Source organism: Niallia sp. FSL K6-0212 (assembly GCF_038007605.1).
Taxonomy (GTDB): domain Bacteria; phylum Bacillota; class Bacilli; order Bacillales; family Cytobacillaceae; genus Niallia; species Niallia circulans.
In genome coordinates this window covers 3,129,659-3,147,295 of the sequence record NZ_JBBOXL010000001.1, presented here as the reverse complement: position 1 = coordinate 3,147,295, position 17,637 = coordinate 3,129,659, and the positions used below count along the sequence as shown (strand labels likewise).

At 37.4% G+C, this 17,637-nt stretch carries 16 protein-coding genes; 1 reads left to right on the top strand and 15 read right to left on the bottom strand.

Annotation, left to right across the window (positions count from 1 at the left end; genetic code table 11):
• Positions 1 to 97: 97 nt before the first annotated feature.
• The 12 genes from smc to MHH96_RS14745 all read right to left on the bottom strand — a co-directional run bounded on the left by smc (position 98) and on the right by MHH96_RS14745 (position 14,912).
• Positions 98 to 3,667, bottom strand: coding sequence for a chromosome segregation protein SMC (gene smc, locus MHH96_RS14800; protein WP_047939969.1), 3,570 nt, complete (start codon positions 3,665 to 3,667; stop codon positions 98 to 100).
• Positions 3,668 to 3,731: 64 nt separating this feature from the next.
• A complete protein-coding gene (rnc, locus tag MHH96_RS14795; protein ID WP_047939968.1) occupies positions 3,732 to 4,472 on the bottom strand; it encodes a ribonuclease III in 741 nt (246 codons plus the stop codon).
• Between the two features lie 427 nt (positions 4,473 to 4,899).
• Positions 4,900 to 5,130: an acyl carrier protein gene (locus tag MHH96_RS14790; protein WP_016201082.1), complete on the bottom strand. Its 231-nt coding sequence runs from the start codon at positions 5,128 to 5,130 to the stop codon at positions 4,900 to 4,902.
• Positions 5,131 to 5,244: 114 nt separating this feature from the next.
• Positions 5,245 to 5,988, bottom strand: a complete 744-nt coding sequence (gene fabG, locus MHH96_RS14785; RefSeq protein WP_095321282.1) for a 3-oxoacyl-[acyl-carrier-protein] reductase — start codon at positions 5,986 to 5,988, stop codon at positions 5,245 to 5,247.
• Positions 5,989 to 6,933 carry an ACP S-malonyltransferase gene (fabD, locus tag MHH96_RS14780; RefSeq protein WP_047939966.1) on the bottom strand — a complete coding sequence of 315 codons (945 nt, stop codon included), beginning with the start codon at positions 6,931 to 6,933 and terminating at the stop codon, positions 5,989 to 5,991.
• A 58-nt stretch (positions 6,934 to 6,991) separates the two neighbouring features.
• A complete protein-coding gene (gene plsX / locus MHH96_RS14775; RefSeq protein ID WP_144544375.1) occupies positions 6,992 to 7,981 on the bottom strand; it encodes a phosphate acyltransferase PlsX in 990 nt (329 codons plus the stop codon).
• A gap of 16 nt (positions 7,982 to 7,997) precedes the next feature.
• Positions 7,998 to 8,561, bottom strand: a complete 564-nt coding sequence (gene fapR / locus MHH96_RS14770) for a transcription factor FapR (RefSeq protein WP_047939965.1) — start codon at positions 8,559 to 8,561, stop codon at positions 7,998 to 8,000.
• Positions 8,562 to 8,839: 278 nt separating this feature from the next.
• On the bottom strand, positions 8,840 to 10,888 hold the full coding sequence (recG, locus tag MHH96_RS14765; RefSeq protein WP_047939964.1) for an ATP-dependent DNA helicase RecG: 2,049 nt from the start codon (positions 10,886 to 10,888) through the stop codon (positions 8,840 to 8,842).
• Complete coding sequence (gene sdaAA / locus MHH96_RS14760) at positions 10,885 to 11,772, bottom strand: L-serine ammonia-lyase, iron-sulfur-dependent, subunit alpha (RefSeq protein WP_341117612.1); 888 nt, start codon at positions 11,770 to 11,772, stop codon at positions 10,885 to 10,887. The genes recG and sdaAA overlap by 4 nt, the downstream gene beginning before the upstream one ends.
• 14 nt (positions 11,773 to 11,786) lie before the next feature.
• On the bottom strand, positions 11,787 to 12,449 hold the full coding sequence (gene sdaAB / locus MHH96_RS14755; RefSeq protein ID WP_047939962.1) for an L-serine ammonia-lyase, iron-sulfur-dependent subunit beta: 663 nt from the start codon (positions 12,447 to 12,449) through the stop codon (positions 11,787 to 11,789).
• A 404-nt stretch (positions 12,450 to 12,853) separates the two neighbouring features.
• Positions 12,854 to 14,533, bottom strand: coding sequence for a DAK2 domain-containing protein (locus tag MHH96_RS14750; RefSeq protein WP_341117611.1), 1,680 nt, complete (start codon positions 14,531 to 14,533; stop codon positions 12,854 to 12,856).
• 16 nt (positions 14,534 to 14,549) lie between these two features.
• A complete protein-coding gene (locus tag MHH96_RS14745) occupies positions 14,550 to 14,912 on the bottom strand; it encodes an Asp23/Gls24 family envelope stress response protein (RefSeq protein WP_047939960.1) in 363 nt (120 codons plus the stop codon).
• 383 nt (positions 14,913 to 15,295) lie between these two features.
• Between MHH96_RS14745 and rpmB the strand changes: the two genes are divergently transcribed.
• Positions 15,296 to 15,484, top strand: a complete 189-nt coding sequence (gene rpmB, locus MHH96_RS14740) for a 50S ribosomal protein L28 (protein WP_016201071.1) — start codon at positions 15,296 to 15,298, stop codon at positions 15,482 to 15,484.
• A gap of 149 nt (positions 15,485 to 15,633) precedes the next feature.
• On the opposite strand, the gene spoVM is transcribed toward rpmB, so the two are convergent.
• From spoVM to rsgA, 3 genes are all read right to left on the bottom strand, one after another.
• Positions 15,634 to 15,714 (bottom strand): stage V sporulation protein SpoVM, encoded by an 81-nt coding sequence (gene spoVM / locus MHH96_RS14735; RefSeq protein WP_016201070.1) that lies wholly within the window; start codon positions 15,712 to 15,714, stop codon positions 15,634 to 15,636.
• 89 nt (positions 15,715 to 15,803) lie between these two features.
• Positions 15,804 to 16,448, bottom strand: a complete 645-nt coding sequence (locus MHH96_RS14730) for a thiamine diphosphokinase (RefSeq protein ID WP_047939959.1) — start codon at positions 16,446 to 16,448, stop codon at positions 15,804 to 15,806.
• A gap of 301 nt (positions 16,449 to 16,749) precedes the next feature.
• A complete protein-coding gene (gene rsgA, locus MHH96_RS14725; RefSeq protein WP_047939958.1) occupies positions 16,750 to 17,631 on the bottom strand; it encodes a ribosome small subunit-dependent GTPase A in 882 nt (293 codons plus the stop codon).
• Between the last annotated feature and the right edge of the window lie 6 nt (positions 17,632 to 17,637).

Here is a 17,637-nt window from a genome sequence, read left to right as displayed (position 1 = left end):
TTTCCAAGGCCTCTATCTTGACAGAGCAACAGGCCTCGGAAGTGAAATTAGAAATGTTTATTAAAGCGAATTAAGCTTCTAACTAACTATAAAAAAATTATCCATTTGCAACTAATTCCTTTGTTTCACTTAAACGAACGGAAACTAGCTTTGAAACACCTGACTCTTGCATAGTGACCCCATAAAGAACATCTGCTTCTTCCATTGTCCCTTTGCGGTGAGTAATGACAATAAATTGTGTTTCATGGCTATAACGTTTTAAATAGGAACTAAATCGGAATACATTTGCTTCATCCAATGCCGCTTCGACCTCATCCAAAATACAGAAAGGAACTGGTCTTACTTTTAGAATGGAGAATAATAAAGCGATGGCTGTTAGCGCTCTTTCTCCCCCAGATAAAAGACTTAAATTTTGAAGTTTTTTCCCTGGTGGCTGGGCTACAATCTCTACTCCTGTATTTAAAAGATCTTCTGGATTTGTTAATACTAAATCAGCACTTCCTCCACCAAATAAACTTTGGAATACCGTTTCAAAATGAGCCTTTATCCCTTCAAATGTCTGCTCAAATCGATTTTTCATTTCCTCATCCATTTCATCGATTACTTGGTAAAGGGTATCCTTCGCTTCTTCTAAATCTGTTTTTTGTTCGAGCAGGAATTCGTATCTTTCCGAGATTCGCTCATATTCCTCTATGGCCCCAAGATTTACAGTTCCTAGTTCTTCCATAGCTAATTTAATGAGCTTTACCTTTTTACGGGCTTCTTCGACTTCTAATGTTAAAGGATAATCAAGCTTAGCCCCTTCATACGTTAATAAATATTCCTCGCGTAGATTCGTTAATCGTGTATCTAATTCCACGTCTACACGGTTTAATTTAACTTCTTCATCCTTTAGTGCTTGAACAATCCCTCTATGAAGCCTGCGCTGCTCCTTTGTTTCCAGCTCCAGCTCTTCTAAGCGCATTTGTTTTTGCAATCTTTCCTCTCTGCGTAAAGAAATAAGCTGGATCGTTTCTTGTTTTTCTTGCAGTTTTTGTTCTGCTGCTTCTTCTAATGTCGCTTCCCCTGAATGAGAATTACTCATTTCAGAAGAAAGCAAGCGTAAGTCCTCTTTGACAAGCTCCCACTTTTCTTCTGTTGATTCATGTTCTTGAATGATAGCTGCTAACTTGTCCTTTTCATGGCGGAGCTGTTCCTTTTTAGCTGCCGACTGAATTCGTAAATCACTAATTGTATTTACGACTGATTCTTTGGAAACTGTTTGTTTATTTTTTTGCTCGGTAACTAAAGCAATCTCTTTATCTAATTCAGATAACTTTTTACTTTGCTGTTCCAGTTTTTCTTGCAAAACAGTTCTTCTTTGCTGCAGAAGCTCTTGCTCTTGATGTGAATCGGCCTTATTGCGGTCATATAGAGACAATTTATCATTCATTGCTCTTTCTTCGAATTCCACCTCTTTTAAGTCATCTTTCCATGTCTGAATTTGGAAACGAAGATCTTCCACCTTTAAGCGCGCTTCTTCTATCGATGATTCTTCTGCTTGCAATGCTGCTTTTCCTTTTTTCAGCTGTTCCTCAAGCTTTAAAGATGTTTTATCCATTTCAAAAATCTTTTTCTTAAGCTCTTCTAATTCTCCTTTTCTGGTGATGATTGAAGCTTGTTTCTGCTTCATCGCTCCACCAGTCATCGACCCACCAGGATTAACTATCTCCCCTTCTAACGTTACAAAACGGGAACGATATTGAAGAATTTTCGCCATCTCATTGGCGCCCTTTAAATCCTTCGTAATCACAACATTTCCTAATAAACTACGGATAATTTCCCGATATTGACTGTCATAATTAATCAAATCTGCCGCAACCCCAATATAGGATGGATGCCCTTGAATTAATCGTAGTTGGGAATCAGCAAGCGTTTTTCCCTTAATAACATTCATTGGTAAAAACGTAGCTCGTCCAAACCCATTCTTCTTTAAAAAAGCGATTGCTTCCCGTCCATTTTGTTCTGTTTCCACCACAATATGCTGCATCGATCCACCTAATGCAATCTCTAAGCTCACACTATATTCCTTTGGTACTTGCATTAATTCCGCAACTGCACCTCTAATCCCTTGTAAGGATTTCCCTCTAGCTTTAAGTACTTCCTTTACTCCGTGGAAAAATCCAGAATAGTCATCTTCTAATTCCTCAAGCATTTCTTTACGTGATTTCGCCTGCTGTGCATATTGATAAGATTGATAAAGCGCCTTCTCTACTTGTTGAACCTTTGCTTCTATTCCTTGAAAATGACTTTGCTTTTCCTGCCAGTGTTTAGACCATTTCTCCAGTTCATCAGATAGTTCCTTCAATTTCTCCGTAAACTTAGTCTTTTTTTCTTGAATTTGCATACGCTCATTTGTGAAGTTAGCATTTTCTTCATCAAGCTGCGACGTCCTTTTTTCATGATTTTCTAGTTGTTGAATAACCGAATTCAATTCATTTTTTGCCGCTGCTTGATTACTCACTATCTCAATATAGTCGCTTTTTAGCATCTCAATTTTTTCTTCTAGGTTCTCATTAAAAAGAGCAAGATTTTTTTCATTAGCTTTTAAAGTTTCTTCAATCGCTTTCGACTCTGCTTGCAATTCATGAACAAGCTTTTCTTGCGTTTCTTTTTGCAGCACAAGAGTTTCTACTCTTTCTTGCAGCTCCACCTTGCTCTTTTCAAGCTGATCACGATTTTGTGTTGCATTCTTCTTTCGTTCTTTTAATACTTCTTTTCGACCTTCTAATTTTTCTAATTCTTCACTCACTAAAAGAAGTACTTGTTGAAGATCATCAATCGATTCATCTAAAGCGGCTACTTCATTTTTCACTTCCTCCATCTTCGCTTCCTTATTTTGCAGCATAGAGGATAGCTTTAGCTCTTCTTGTTTATATGTTTCTAATTGCTTTGAAATAGCTTCAAATCGCTCATGCGCTTCTTCAATATCATGAACCATTAAGGCCACTTCAATCGATTCAAGATTCTCTCGATGATGTAAATATTCCTTAGCCATTGAGCTTTGAATCTTTAGTGGCTCAACCTGACTTTCTAATTCATGTAGTATGTCATTTACACGGTTTAGGTTATCTTGTGTTTCTACAAGCTTTCCTTCTGCCTTTTTCTTACGAGTTTTATATTTCAATACGCCTGCTGCTTCTTCAAAGATAGACCGGCGATCCTCTGCCTTACTATTTAAGATTTCTTCGACTTTTCCCTGACTAATAATCGAAAATGCTTCGCGCCCAAGCCCTGAGTCCATAAATAAATCAATAATATCTTTTAGACGACAAGATTGTTTATTAATTAAAAATTCACTATCTCCTGATCGATATACACGCCTCGTTACACTTACTTCATGGAAATCCAATGGCAGGAAATGATCTTCATTTTCTAAAGTTAACGTCACTTCTGCAAAGTTAACCGCTTTTCTTGAGTCACTACCTGAAAAGATAACATCCTCCATCTTACTTCCACGCAAGGACTTTGCAGATTGTTCTCCAAGTACCCAACGAATTGCATCCGTAATATTACTCTTCCCACTTCCGTTTGGTCCTACTACTGCCGTCACACCTGGCACAAAATCGACAGAAATCCGATCTGCAAATGACTTAAAACCGATAACATCTAACCGTTTTAAGAACATGACCTCACCCCGATTCTTCCTTGTTTTCCTCTAGTTGTTTTTCTTCGTTCGTTTTTTTGAGCATTTAGTTTTCACTTTCCGCCTTTAGCATTAATAATGATTTTTGGGCAGCTTGCTGCTCTGCTTCTTTCTTGGAACGACCCATACCTGTTCCAAGTTCTCGATTATTTAAAAAGACTTGTGAAATAAACTCTCTATTGTGTGCGGGTCCTTTTTCAAGCAATATTTTATACTCGATTGTTCCAACAGCATCTCTTTGTACATATTCTTGTAGTTGACTTTTAAAATCCATCACATGAGAAAAAGCACCGTTATTAATTTTCGGGAAAATAACTTCCTCTAAAAATGCTACCACTGAATCCAATCCTTGGTCTAAATATAAAGCACCAATAAACGCTTCAAATACATCAGCTAGCAGCGCTGGTCTCGTTCTTCCCCCAGTCATTTCCTCTCCTTTGCCTAAGAGCACATACTTGCCAAAGGAAAGTTCATTAGCAAAGGAAACAAGCGATGGTTCACACACGATTGCAGCCCGCAATTTAGTCAGCTCTCCTTCGCTCATCATCGGAAATTTGTTGAAGAGAAATTTAGATACCGTTAATTCTAGAACGGCATCCCCAAGAAATTCTAATCTTTCGTTATCTTCATGTGGTTTTCTTCGATGCTCATTCACATATGATGAATGGGTAAAAGCCTGCTTCAATAGTTTTTCATTCGTAAAATGAATCCCCAATTTTTCTTGGAGTTCCTTCATTTTTTTCTCATTTGGTCGAACAGTTCTTTTGTCTTTTCGATTGCCTCGCATTTTGCATCCACCTTAGCACTAAGTTTACAATTCATTTCAAGTTTAAGTAAAAAAGATAAAAAACGCAAAGAAACTTGGAAAGTTTTTTCTCTCCAAGCCTTTTCTATTACAGAAATCGGGCTACCACTAGGGGGCTAACCCCACTTCACATAAGAAAAACTATTTCTATCCTTTTATGCGTCAATAAACGCTGTATTTGTTATTCTTTTGAACGAATCCATATCTGTCCGTCCAATAACTCATATTTCGCCTATAATAATAGGTATTTAGTTATTAGTATACATCAAACAAACAGATATTGTCATCTATTCTTAGGGCCATTTTCATAATGGATTTTCCTGATATTTCCTCAGTCATAGAATATACATAAATCACCGCTAATATACAAAATTAAAAGCCCCGTTGCAACGGAGCTTTTAAACACTGATTAGCGATTACTTATGTAATTCACAGCATCACCAACTGTAGAAATCTTTTCAGCATCGTCGTCAGAAATTTCCATATCAAACTCATCTTCTAATTCCATAACAAGTTCAACTACATCAAGAGAGTCAGCGCCTAAATCATCTTTGAAAGAAGCCTCTAAAGTTACTTCTGATTCTTCTACGCCAAGACGATCTACAACGATTTTTGTTACACGCTCTAATACATCTGCCATTTATTTCACCTCCCCTCAAATGCATTATAGAGTATTTTAACGAAATAATAAATGAGAACTTTATCTGATGTTTATTCTCTTACTATTCGCATTTTTCCCTTTGTTTAGGAAAGATTACATATACATTCCACCATCAATATGCAATGTTTGCCCTGTAATATAGCTGCTCTCATCAGAAGCTAAAAAGACAACAGCATTAGCAATATCTTCTGGTTTACCAAATTGACCTAAGGGAATTTGCGTAAGCATGCCATTTTTCACTTCTTCTGTCAGTTTATCCGTCATATCTGTTGTAATAAATCCAGGAGCAATCGCATTTACCGTAATATTACGCTGAGCAAGTTCTTTCGCAGTTGTTTTTGTAAAACCAATCACACCTGCTTTTGCTGCAACATAATTAGCTTGACCAGGGTTTCCTGTCACACCAACAATGGAAGTAATGTTTATTATTCTCCCTTTTCTTTGCTTCATCATTGGTCTTGTTACTGCTTTCGTGCAGAGGAACACACCTTTAAGATTGGTATTAATAACATCGTCCCACTCTGAATCCTTCATACGCATTAATAAATTATCTCTTGTAATTCCAGCATTATTCACCAAAATATCCAGACTGCCAAACGCGTCTAACACTTCTTTCATCATCGCATTTACAGCATCACTATCGGATACATCACATTGAATGCTCATTGCTTTTCTTCCTAAAGCTTCGATTTCCTTCACTACTTCATTGGCACGATCTACACTTCCTGCATAGTTAACAACAACATCCGCACCTTGCTTTGCTAACTCAAGTGCAATCGATTTACCAATTCCTCGAGATGCTCCAGTGACAACAGCAACTTTACCAGCTAATTTCACTTACATATCCCCCTTTAATTCTTCTGCAACTTTACTACTTGTTTCCATATCGTTTACAGCATATACTTTTGCTTTTCGATCAATTTTCTTGATTAAACCGGAAAGAACTTTGCCAGGTCCAATTTCAATAAATGTATCTACTCCTAAATCAAGCATTTTGCGAACGGAATCTTCCCAAAGGACAGATGAATACAATTGCTCCACTAGCTTTGCTTTTATTTCTGCATGATCTTGAATTGGAGCTGCCGTTACATTAGCAATGACAGGAATTTTTGCATCTGTTAATTGCAATCCGTCTAGTACGGAAGCAAATTTTTCCGCTGCAGGTTTCATTAACTCTGAATGGAATGGACCACTTACTTCCAGAGGGATTGCCCGCTTTGCGCCTGCTTCCTTCGCTTTTTCTCCCGCTAATTCAACACCCTTTGTAGTGCCTGAGATCACAATTTGTCCAGGACAATTAAGATTAGCCAACTGTACAGAATTGCCTGCATCTGAAATCTCTTGTGTGACCGCAGTTAATTTCTCTCTTTCTAACCCTAGCACAGCGGCCATTGCTCCTTCGCCTGCTGGAACTGCTTCTTGCATATATTCTCCACGCTTGCGAACTGCAAATACAGCCTCTTCAAAAGACAGCACACCTGCTGCCACTAACGCTGAATACTCACCTAAACTATGGCCAGCAACAAAATCTGGCTGTATATTAAACTGCTTAAAGTGTTCTAAAATAGCGATGCTTGTTGTAAGTAAAGCTGGCTGTGTATTATGGGTAAGCGTAAGCTCTTCCTTTGGCCCTTCAAAAATTAAGTCTGTTAAAGAAAAGTTTAATTTTTGATCCGCTTTTTTAAATACATTTGCTGCCGGTTCAAATTGTTCAAATAAATCTTTTCCCATTCCGACTGCTTGTGAGCCTTGACCTGGAAAAACAAAAGCAATTTTACTCATTTATTTTTACTCTCCTTTTCTTCCCATTAGAAGTGGAATTCACCATATCTGTCTCAATTTATTCTACATTGCTCTCCATTGCATTCTTTATTTGAGCGACTACACCTGATTGCACAAACTCTCTAGTTTGTCTGATTGCACTAAATATCGCTTGACTATCAGACGAACCATGAGCCTTGATAACAGGGGCATTTAAACCGAATAAAGCAGCTCCACCATACTCTGAATAATCTAACTTATTTTTAATCTGCTTTAGATTAGGCTTCAAGACGGCAGCAGCCATTTTGGAAGTAAAGCTGCTCATTAACTCGGCCTTAATCATTTTAAACATAGACATCGCTGTTCCCTCGACCGTTTTTAAAATCATATTTCCTGTAAAACCATCTGTCACAGCAACATCACATACTCCATCAAGCAAATCACGTGCTTCCACATTTCCGATGAAATGAATATTGGTGCTTTGGAGAAGTTCAAAGGTTTTCTTTGTTAACTCATTCCCCTTTTTCTCTTCTGTTCCAATGTTCAATAAGCCGACTCTTGGTTTAGCAACTCCTCTTACTTTTTCGGAATAGATGCTTCCCATCATGGCATATTGAACTAAGTTTTCAGGCTTAGCGTCTACATTTGCACCAACATCAAGTAAAAGGAAGCCCTCTCCACTGATCGTCGGCAAGGTTGGTGCTAATGCTGGACGGTCAATTCCCTCCATTCTACCAACAACGAATAATCCAGTTGCCATTAAGGCACCTGTATTTCCTGCTGATATGAACGCATCTGCTCTTCCCTCTTTTACTTCTGTAGCACCAAGGACCATACTAGCTGTTTTTTTCCGGCGTACTGCTCTTACTGGTTCATCTGTTGCTAAAATTTGCTCTTCTGTATGTAAAATATCAATTCGTTCTTTATTGGTTAGAAAAGATTGAATCTGTTTTTCATCCCCAACAAGAAGTATCTCTAGGTCTGAAAAAGTTTCAATTGCTTTTTGGGCACCAATAACTATTTCCTTCGGGGCATTGTCTCCCCCCATTGCATCCATTGCAATTTTCATCATATTGATTACTCCTTTATCTTTTGGCACGGTACATATCAAATTCGCCTTTAAAAACTAATTCTGTGTTCACATAACTATTCACTTCTACTGTTGTTCTGCCGGTCATACTATCTATATGCTTTACTTTTGCTTTGGCAATAATTCGTTCACCTAATTTAACCGATCTCGTAAAGTGAATATTTGCTTTTGCTGTTAATGCTAGCTCATCGTTAATCAGGGCAACTGCAAGAGAATTCGCTTGTGCAAAAAGATGATGTCCCCTTGCAATGCCATTTCTTTTAAAAACATGCTCTTCTTTCACTTCAAAGATAGATATAGCTGAACTATCTAATTCCATATCGATTATTTCACCAATGACTTCTTCGATAGGCAATGCTTTCACTTCGTCTTCAAGTGATTGTTTGGCGACATTTTTAATGCGCTCTCTAAGCTCTGGAATGGATAGTTCTAACCGATCTAGTCTTATCGTCTGTACACTAACAGAGAATTTTTCCGCCAATTCCTCGTCTGTAATAAATGGAGTTTCCTTGATTGTCTCCACTAAAAGCTCTTGACGTTCTCTTTTGTTCCTCTTCATTTATTCACACCACCGCACTATTAAGACTAGGTACTAATAGTAGTATATAATTTATACAATGGGATTGCAAGCCGAAGTTTTGTTCTAACTACTGGTGAATAAAAACGTAAACCTTGAGCATGAATCCCCTACCCTATCTTTTCGGCTGTACGAGAAGGGGCTTTACTATTACTATGTTGTCTGTAGTGTATTCAAGCTAGTTTAGGCTTCTTCTCTCTCTATAAAAAAGCAAGTCAAAATACTTACACTTGTTTTATTTACTAGAAAATATCTTGTGATTAATCTAGCTTTTCTCCGTTAAGGACCCCTGTTTCTTTTAAAGTATCTCTTAGCGCTTTGTAGTCATCATTTTGCCAGAATGCAGTTGACTCGATTAGGATAGCAGCGTCATTTCTGGCTGTTTCCAAGATGCGATAATCGTGTATCATATCACCCATTTTGAATTCAGGTAGACCACTTTGTTTTTTCCCAAAAAAATCTCCTGGTCCTCTTAATTCTAGATCCTTTTCACTTAACACGAACCCATCGCTCGTTTCCGTCATAATTTTCATTCGTTCTTTTCCAACATCTGTTTTGGGATCGGCGATTAATACACAGTAAGACTGAGCATCCCCTCGCCCTACTCTTCCTCTAAGCTGATGAAGCTGTGATAACCCAAAACGTTCTGCATCATATACGAGCATAAATGTCGCATTTGGTACATTAACTCCGACTTCAACAACCGTTGTACTTACAAGCACTTGGATTTCATTTTGGCTGAACTGTTTCATCATATTATCTTTCTCTTCTGGATGCAGTTTTCCGTGCATAAGCCCAACATTGTATCTGCCTTGGAAAAAGGTAGATAACATTGCATGCACATCGATTGCATTTTGAACATCCAGCTTTTCGGATTCCTCGATTAATGGACAAATTACATATGCTTGTCTTCCTTGATGAAGTTCTTTTTCCATAAACTGCAGGATTCTTGTTAACATATCATGCTTTACCCAATATGTTTCGATATTTTTTCGCCCTGCTGGCATTTCATCGATAATACTGACGTCCATCTCACCAAATACCGTGATGGCAAGTGTTCGTGGAATTGGGGTCGCCGTCATAAACAGAACATCTGGATTTTCCCCCTTCTCCCGCAGTACTCTTCTTTGTTCCACACCAAAGCGGTGCTGTTCATCTGTAATGACTAATCCTAATGATTGGAATACTACATCATCTTGGATCAATGCATGTGTCCCTATCAAAATATCGATTTTTCCTTCTTTTAATTGGGATAGTAATTCTTTTCTTTTTTTACCTTTAACAGAACTTGTTAACAAACCACATACCACTCCAAATTCTGAAAAAATCTGATGCAATGAATCTGCATGTTGCTCTGCCAGGATTTCTGTCGGTGCCATTAGCGCACCTTGATTGCCAGAAAGGATCGAAGCATATAACACAATCGCAGCCACAATTGTTTTTCCTGATCCTACATCCCCTTGCAGTAAACGATTCATTCGCACCTCTGCTTTCATATCTGTGAGAATTTCGTTTACTACCCTTTTTTGAGCATTTGTCAACGGAAAAGGAAGTGCCTCGATGAAAGTGGTTAGTTTTTCAAGGGAATATTGCTGGCTTTTACCACCAGAATGTTCTCTTTCGTATTTTCTTAAGGCACTCATTTTTAATTGAAACAAAAGAAATTCCTCATACACAAAACGTCTTCTAGCTTGCGTTAAATCCTCTCTCTTTTCAGGAAAATGGATAATCTTGAGTGCTTCCTTCCGGGGCAGCAAACGATATTTCGTTAACATTGAAGAAGGAAAATTCTCTTCGATTAATTCTCCATATTGATTTAAAGCAGTGGATATATATTTACGTAAATTTTTTACGGTCATATTCCCTTTTACAGCATAGACTGGTTCGAATAAATGCCCCTTTTGATTACTGCCAATTTGCAAATGGTTTGCTGTTATGGTTTGGCGGTGCTGATCCCATTTCCCTGTTACCGTAATCAATTCTTGCACAGCTAATTTACTTTTTAAATAGGGCTGGTTAAAAAATACAACCGTAATTAAGTACTGTTCGACTAATAGCTTTATTGTTAATCTAGATTTCTTTCTTCCATAAAAAATAAGGGAGGGTTCACTATGAACCTTCCCTTCTACCGTCACTTTTTCTTCATGCTTTATTTCTTCGAGGTTTTTCAGACGATAATCCTCATAGCGATAAGGAAAATATTCTAGCAAATCATTAATCTTATGAATATTCATTTCTTCTAACTGTTTTTTTGTTTCGGGTCCAACCCCTTTTAAATGTTCGACGGATAGTTGTAAAGACTCATTCACTTATTTGCGGCAGCTGCACTACCAAAGATTTCGGCTTCTAACCTGCGGCCTGTCGGTGTTGCTGCCAACCCTCCCCGTGCTGTTTCTTTAAGCGCTGTAGGCATTGCCTGACCAATGCGATACATGCTATCAATTACTTCATCACATGGTATACGACTTTTAATACCTGCCAAAGCCATATCAGCAGCAATCATCGCATTCGCTGCTCCCATTGCATTTCGTTTTACACAAGGAACTTCTACTAAACCGGCAACTGGATCACAAACAAGACCGAGCATATTCTTTAACGTGATAGCCATCGCATGTGCTGATTGTTCTGGTGTTCCTCCTGCCATTTCTACAATTGCCGCTGCAGCCATTCCAGCAGCCGAGCCAACTTCCGCTTGGCATCCCCCTGCAGCACCTGAGATGGAGGCATTATTTGCCACAACAAAACCAAATGCACCAGACGTGAAAAGGAATGCAATCATTTGCTCTCTTGTAGGATTCAGTTTATTTTGTACAGCAAATAACGTACCAGGTACTACTCCTGCTGAACCTGCTGTTGGTGTTGCACATATCATTCCCATAGCAGCATTTACTTCATTTGTCGCAACAGCTTTACTTACTGCGTCTAGAATGATCTCTCCGGAAAGAAATTGACCTTTCTTAATATAGTTTTGGAGAAGCACCGCATCTCCACCAGTTAATCCAGAATGGGATACAACTCCATTTAACCCTCTTTCAACAGCTTGCTCCATTACCTGAAGATTCGTTTCCATTTGACCAATAATTTCTTGTCTTGTTTTTCCTGTTACTCGCATTTCTTGTTCTATCATTATTTCGGAAATCGGTAAATTTCTAGTCGTTGCTATTTCTACCAATTCTGCTACATTACGAAACATATTTACCCCTCCCTTTATTCCACGATTGTTGTAACTTTTTCAATTGAATCTAACTCTTCAAGCTCTTTTAAAATGGATTCTTCTATATTTTGATCGACCTCAATTGTCATTAAAGCCAGTTTTCCTTTTTCTTTACGACTAACTTCCATATGACCAATATTAATTTCGTATTTAGCCAATACATTGGCCACTTTCGCAATTGCACCAAATCGGTCATTATGAACAACTAATATCGCAGGATGATGACCAGAAAGCTTTAATTGGAAGCCATTTAACTCGGTGATTTCTATTTTCCCGCCGCCAATAGAAATACCAACTAGCTCCATTTCTCCGTCTTCATCCCCCAAATGAATTTTTGCTGTATTAGGATGTTCGGGGATCGCTTCTTCTATATGAAAGTTTACTTGGATTCCATGCTGTTCTGCAATTTCTAAGGAGTCTTTAATTCGCTCATCAAAGGTATCAAAATCAAGAATTCCCCCAATTATCGCTACATCTGTTCCATGGCCTTTATATGTTTCAGCAAATGAACCATAAAAATGAATGTTTATCCATTTTGGTTCTCTTTCAAAAAGGTTACGCGCCACTCTGCCAATCCTTGCCGCACCTGCTGTATGGGAACTGGATGGACCAATCATGACTGGACCAATAATATCAAAAACGCTTTTAAATTTCATGGATTTGTCTCTCCTTAAATGGCCAAAAGTCAAAATGATATTTCTTTAACATAATACTGGGTATAAATTGATTACACTATATAATATCATACTATATTAATATATGGTTCTAATTCTTATTCTTCGATAGAAAATAGCTAATTTTGATTAGGAAAGTGTGAAGGGTTGAGGGGATATATCGAAGTTTTCTTCCTGCATAACTTTTGTTATCGTGCATCTGTTCCTTTTTTCTCTTCACTATACTTTAATAAGCACTGACACTTCCTCTCTGTTACCCATTGCATCTATTCCTCCTCAAAAAAGGGAACAAACAGCAGAAGGACCCTCCCATTCCATCCACTATCCCCTTTAAAACACAAAAAGGCATGCCTCCATATATACAGGCACACCCTTTTAAAATACTATTATTCAATAGAAAAAATAAAGGAATACAGTGGTTGTTTTCCATCATGAACTTCTACTTCCACATCTTCAAAATTGCCTTCAATAAAAGATACAAGCGTTTCAACCTCTTCTTCCGTCGCTTCTTCTCCCTTAATTATCGTTACAATTTCTGAATCCTCATCAATCATGGATTTTAAAAGTTCCATTGCAGATTCTGTTTTATCTTTGCTTTTTACAATGATTTTTCCTTCTGCAAGTCCCATAAAGTCGCCTGTTTCAATCTCTAACCCATCAATACTTGTATCTCTGACTGCATACGTAATTTGACCAGTTTTCACATGTTCAAGCGCCGCTTTCATATTCTTCTCATTTGTTGCTAAATCACTAGAAGGATTAAAAGCAAGTAAAGCTGACATTCCTTGAGGAACCGTTTTAGAAGAGATAACCACAACCTCTTGTTCTAATACGTCAGCTGCTTGTTCTGCTGCCATAATAATATTTTTATTATTTGGTAAAATAAAGACCTTTTTCGCATTGATATGTTGTACAGCATTAACAATATCTTCCGTGCTTGGATTCATTGTTTGACCGCCCTCAATAACATAATGAGCACCGATACTTCTGAAAAGATCTGCAATTCCGCTTCCCATCGAAACTGTTACAATCCCATACTCTTTTTGTTCTTCCACGGAATGAGCATTATTTACTTCCTCTTTTTCTGCTGCATCCACTAAGCTGCTATGCTGTTCACGCATATTTTCAATCTTCATTTTTACCAAATTACCGTATTTTTGTCCAAATGTTAATACTTCACCAGGCTGATTGGAGGGAATATGAATTTTCACAATTTCATCATCCGCAATTACAAGTAATGAATCTCCATATTTACTTAACGCTTGTCTGAAGTCATCTTCTGAAAACGGCTTATTCCCTAACTTTTCTTGCTCTAAACGAACCATAAATTCTGTGCAGTAGCCAAATTCAATATCCTCTGTATTGATATAACTGTGAACATTTTTATGATGTTCTGCATTTACCAATTCATTCATAGAAACAACATTTTGCACAGCGTCTGGAAGTTTTTCACCCTTTAGCTCTGCAAGAAACCCTTCATATACAAATACTAGACCTTGCCCACCACTATCAACGACGCCTACTTCTTTTAACACAGGCAGAAGTTCAGGTGTTCTGTTTAAAGAAGCTCTTGCTTCTTTTACTGTATCCTCCATGATAACAATGATATCATCATTTTTTTCGGCAGATTGAACCGCTTTCTTTGCAGCATCTTTTGCAACTGTAAGAATCGTTCCTTCTACCGGCTTCATTACTGCTTTATATGCTGTTTCCACACCGAATTGTAAGGCATCCGCAAATTCTTTTCCAGTTATCGTCTCTTTTTGCTCAATATGCTTAGAAAACCCTCGAAATAATTGAGAAAGAATAACCCCTGAATTCCCTCTGGCTCCCATTAATAAACCTCGCGATAATGAGGTTCCAACTTTACCGATATGTGATTGAATATTCTTTTGAACTTCCTTTGCACCTGAAGTCATCGATAAATTCATATTCGTTCCTGTATCTCCATCTGGCACTGGAAAGACATTTAACGCATCTACATATTTAGCATTAGAGGACAAATGGTTTGCTCCTTGTATTACCATTTCGGCAAATCGCTTTCCTTCTAAAACTGTAATTGACACTGTGTTTCCTCCTCTACTACGGGTTCGTCACACGAACTCCCTGAACGTAAATATTAACCGAGTCAACGGCAAGTCCAACTGTCTTATTGAGTGTGTATTTTACTTTTGATTGAACATTGTGCGCAACCTCGGAGATTTTCGTTCCGTAACTTACAATGATATACATATCAATATGTACTTCTTCTTCAACTTTTCGAACGATTACACCACGTGTAAAGTTTTCTTTTCGCAAAATATCTGTTAAACCGTCTTTAATTTGATTTTTCGACGCCATTCCAACGATACCGTAGCAGTCTACTGCTGCTCCACCTGCGATTGTAGCGATAACTTCTGTAGATATATCAATTTGTCCGAAATTCGTTTTTAGTTCAATGGACATGAGTTTTCCCCCTTTGGAATTGCTCCTTGACTACTGACATTTTACTATAACCAAAACTTTTTTGAAAGCTATAGTTAAAAAGCTTATTATTATTATATAACAAAATAACACTTCTATTAAAGCATTGGGATAAATTCAGAAAACAGCTACTTGTTTTACTATTCCCATAAAGTCTTGAGATAAACTGATCTGTTCAGTAAAGAAATACATGTCAAGGAAATTTTCTTGAAAGCTTTTCATCCAACTATTGCATTCATTTAAGTTGTATGATAAATTATTAAGGTATCTGTAATGAGGATTATTTAGCAGACTATAAGTAAATTGCTATCTATGACTTTTCAAACTCATTTTAATGGGTTTCTGTAATAAGGAGGGAAATATACATGCCACGTAAATGTGTTATCACTGGAAGAAAAACAACTACAGGTAATGCTCGTTCCCATGCAATGAACGCTAACAAACGTACTTGGGGAGCTAACCTTCAAAAGGTTCGTATTTTAGTAGACGGTAAACCTAAACGTGTTTGGGTTTCTGCTAGAGCATTAAGATCTGGTAAAGTAGAACGCGTTTAATCAGATCGCAATAAAAAAGGACATGTCACATGTCCTTTTTTATTTTGTCTCCAAACAACATTCAAAAGCGTATACATAAGTGAGTCTTCGAAGATCCCCGCCTCATAGTGAAAGGTTGTCTTTACTAAAAAAATTCGCAGAATCTTTCGTTAGTCCTTTTTGAAGGTTCCTAACATTGCTCGGACAAGTCCTCCTAAAAATTTCGGCAATTTAATGGTATAGAATCTCATGAATACTGTCCCTCCTTAATCAATAAACATCGCTAGCACTTCCATATCCTATTCAGATTAAATAAATTAGTACCATCATTTATCAGATTTTAATCACAACTTCTTATTACCATTAATATGCCTTCATCAAAGGAAAAAGTACCAGTTTCTCGAATTAGTTCATTACTAATGCACAATGTGCTGCTAGCAGGAAGATTTCTCCTTACTAAAGGGTATTTAAAACCTTCTAAAGATAGACCTACAATCTTTGTACTATATGGGAAAAATGAAATATATTTATATTCCTCCAGTTTTTTTACCGTATAAGACCCTGCTTGTACAACAGATACGCTGTTTTGTTTATCGATTATTTCTAGTTGAATCTTCTTATTGTCTAGCGCTTCTCGTAATAGCAGGTGAAGATTAGCTATTGTATGGTCGAGTCTCCCCCCTGTCGCACCAAATAACCGAATCGTCGTTGCACCTTCTTTAATAGCCCATAAAAGAGCAAGTTCCATGTCTGTTTCGTCTTTTTCTGGCTTAAAACGTTTAATAATACCTGTTTTTTCTTCCATCGCCTGCAGTTCTGTTTCCGAAATAGAATCAAAGTCACCAAAAGCTGCATAAATCGGCAGGGATCTTTCGATTAAATACATAACCCCTCTATCCACACCAATCCAGCAAATATCTTTCGGATAGTTATCTAACTGAGGAATATACTGCTTTGGTCCTCCAGCCATAATATGAACAATCATGTTTCTCCTCCTCTTATTACTTTTCTATACAAAAATACAGATCCTTTTTTATATGCCTTTGTTTTCTTTATCTACGTTGATTACTAATCAATCCAGATAAAAGTCCAAACGGCTATATAGAAAGAATCTGCTTTAAGGCTGCAAATACAAAATAAGTAAAAGTCTATCTAAGTGTAATTCCAAGAATTCTATCGCTTTTAGGTGCATATGCCCGGTCTCCACATCTCTGTCCAAGCTCATGCAAATGGAATATAGAATTCTCTCCTATTCATAAAACGCTGTTTTTTTAACAATTCAGCAACTAATACTTCGGTTTTCGATCTCTAATTTCTTGTAAGAAATCTTTGTAGTGCTCATAACGATAAGTTGGAATTTGATTATTTTCTACCGCTTCTTTCACTGCGCATTTTGGTTCTGAAAGATGAAGACAGCCCCTAAACTTACAGTTTTCGCTTGTTTTTTCTATTTCAGGAAAACAATAATTCAAATCTTCTCCTTCAATTTCTAGAAACTCCAGTGAACTAAAACCTGGTGTATCTGCGACAAGTCCATCTCCAATTGAGATAAGCTCTACATGTCTTGTTGTATGCTTTCCTCTTCCTAAACTGGCAGAAATTTCATTTGTCTTTAAGTCTAAATCAGGTCTAATTACATTTAACAAAGAAGACTTTCCTACTCCCGATTGTCCGGCAAATACCGAAATCTTATCCTTTAAATAAGGCAATAGCTGTTCTATGCCCGCTTCGGTTTCAGAAGAGGTTAAAATGACAGGATACCCTACAGCTTCATATTGCGCTGCGTACTCCTTCATTTTTTCAACCTCCTCACTACTTGCTAAATCCATTTTTGTTATACAGATTACTGGGTCAATTCTATTGTATTCAATTAATACGAGAAAACGATCCAATAGCGCGGTGCTAAAATCTGGCTCCACACTAGAAAAGACAAGAATGGCTTGATCCACATTGGCAATCGGCGGTCTTACTAATTCATTTTTTCTTTCGTTCACTTCTAAAATATAGCCATCTGTTTCATTCTCTGCTTGAAAAACGACTTCATCGCCTACTAAAGGGGTTATCTTGTTTTTTCGAAATACACCTCTACCGCGACACTGTATTAATTGACCCTCACTTAATACATAATAAAATCCACTTAACGCTTTAATAATTTTGCCTTTAGGCATAAATAT

Excerpts from the sequence above, each read along its gene's own strand:
- smc (WP_047939969.1), bottom strand. The coding sequence starts at position 3,667 with ATGTTCTTAAAACGGTTAGATGTTATCGGTTTTAAGTCATTTGCAGAT.
- rnc (WP_047939968.1), bottom strand. The coding sequence starts at position 4,472 with ATGCGAGGCAATCGAAAAGACAAAAGAACTGTTCGACCAAATGAGAAA.
- MHH96_RS14790 (WP_016201082.1), bottom strand. The coding sequence starts at position 5,130 with ATGGCAGATGTATTAGAGCGTGTAACAAAAATCGTTGTAGATCGTCTT.
- fabD (WP_047939966.1), bottom strand. The coding sequence starts at position 6,933 with ATGAGTAAAATTGCTTTTGTTTTTCCAGGTCAAGGCTCACAAGCAGTC.
- plsX (WP_144544375.1), bottom strand. The coding sequence starts at position 7,981 with ATGAAAATTGCAATGGATGCAATGGGGGGAGACAATGCCCCGAAGGAA.
- fapR (WP_047939965.1), bottom strand. The coding sequence starts at position 8,561 with ATGAAGAGGAACAAAAGAGAACGTCAAGAGCTTTTAGTGGAGACAATC.
- sdaAA (WP_341117612.1), bottom strand. The coding sequence starts at position 11,772 with ATGTTTCGTAATGTAGCAGAATTGGTAGAAATAGCAACGACTAGAAAT.
- sdaAB (WP_047939962.1), bottom strand. The coding sequence starts at position 12,449 with ATGAAATTTAAAAGCGTTTTTGATATTATTGGTCCAGTCATGATTGGT.
- MHH96_RS14745 (WP_047939960.1), bottom strand. The coding sequence starts at position 14,912 with ATGTCCATTGAACTAAAAACGAATTTCGGACAAATTGATATATCTACA.
- rpmB (WP_016201071.1), top strand. The coding sequence starts at position 15,296 with ATGCCACGTAAATGTGTTATCACTGGAAGAAAAACAACTACAGGTAAT.
- spoVM (WP_016201070.1), bottom strand. The coding sequence starts at position 15,714 with ATGAGATTCTATACCATTAAATTGCCGAAATTTTTAGGAGGACTTGTC.
- MHH96_RS14730 (WP_047939959.1), bottom strand. The coding sequence starts at position 16,448 with ATGATTGTTCATATTATGGCTGGAGGACCAAAGCAGTATATTCCTCAG.
- rsgA (WP_047939958.1), bottom strand. The coding sequence starts at position 17,631 with ATGCCTAAAGGCAAAATTATTAAAGCGTTAAGTGGATTTTATTATGTA.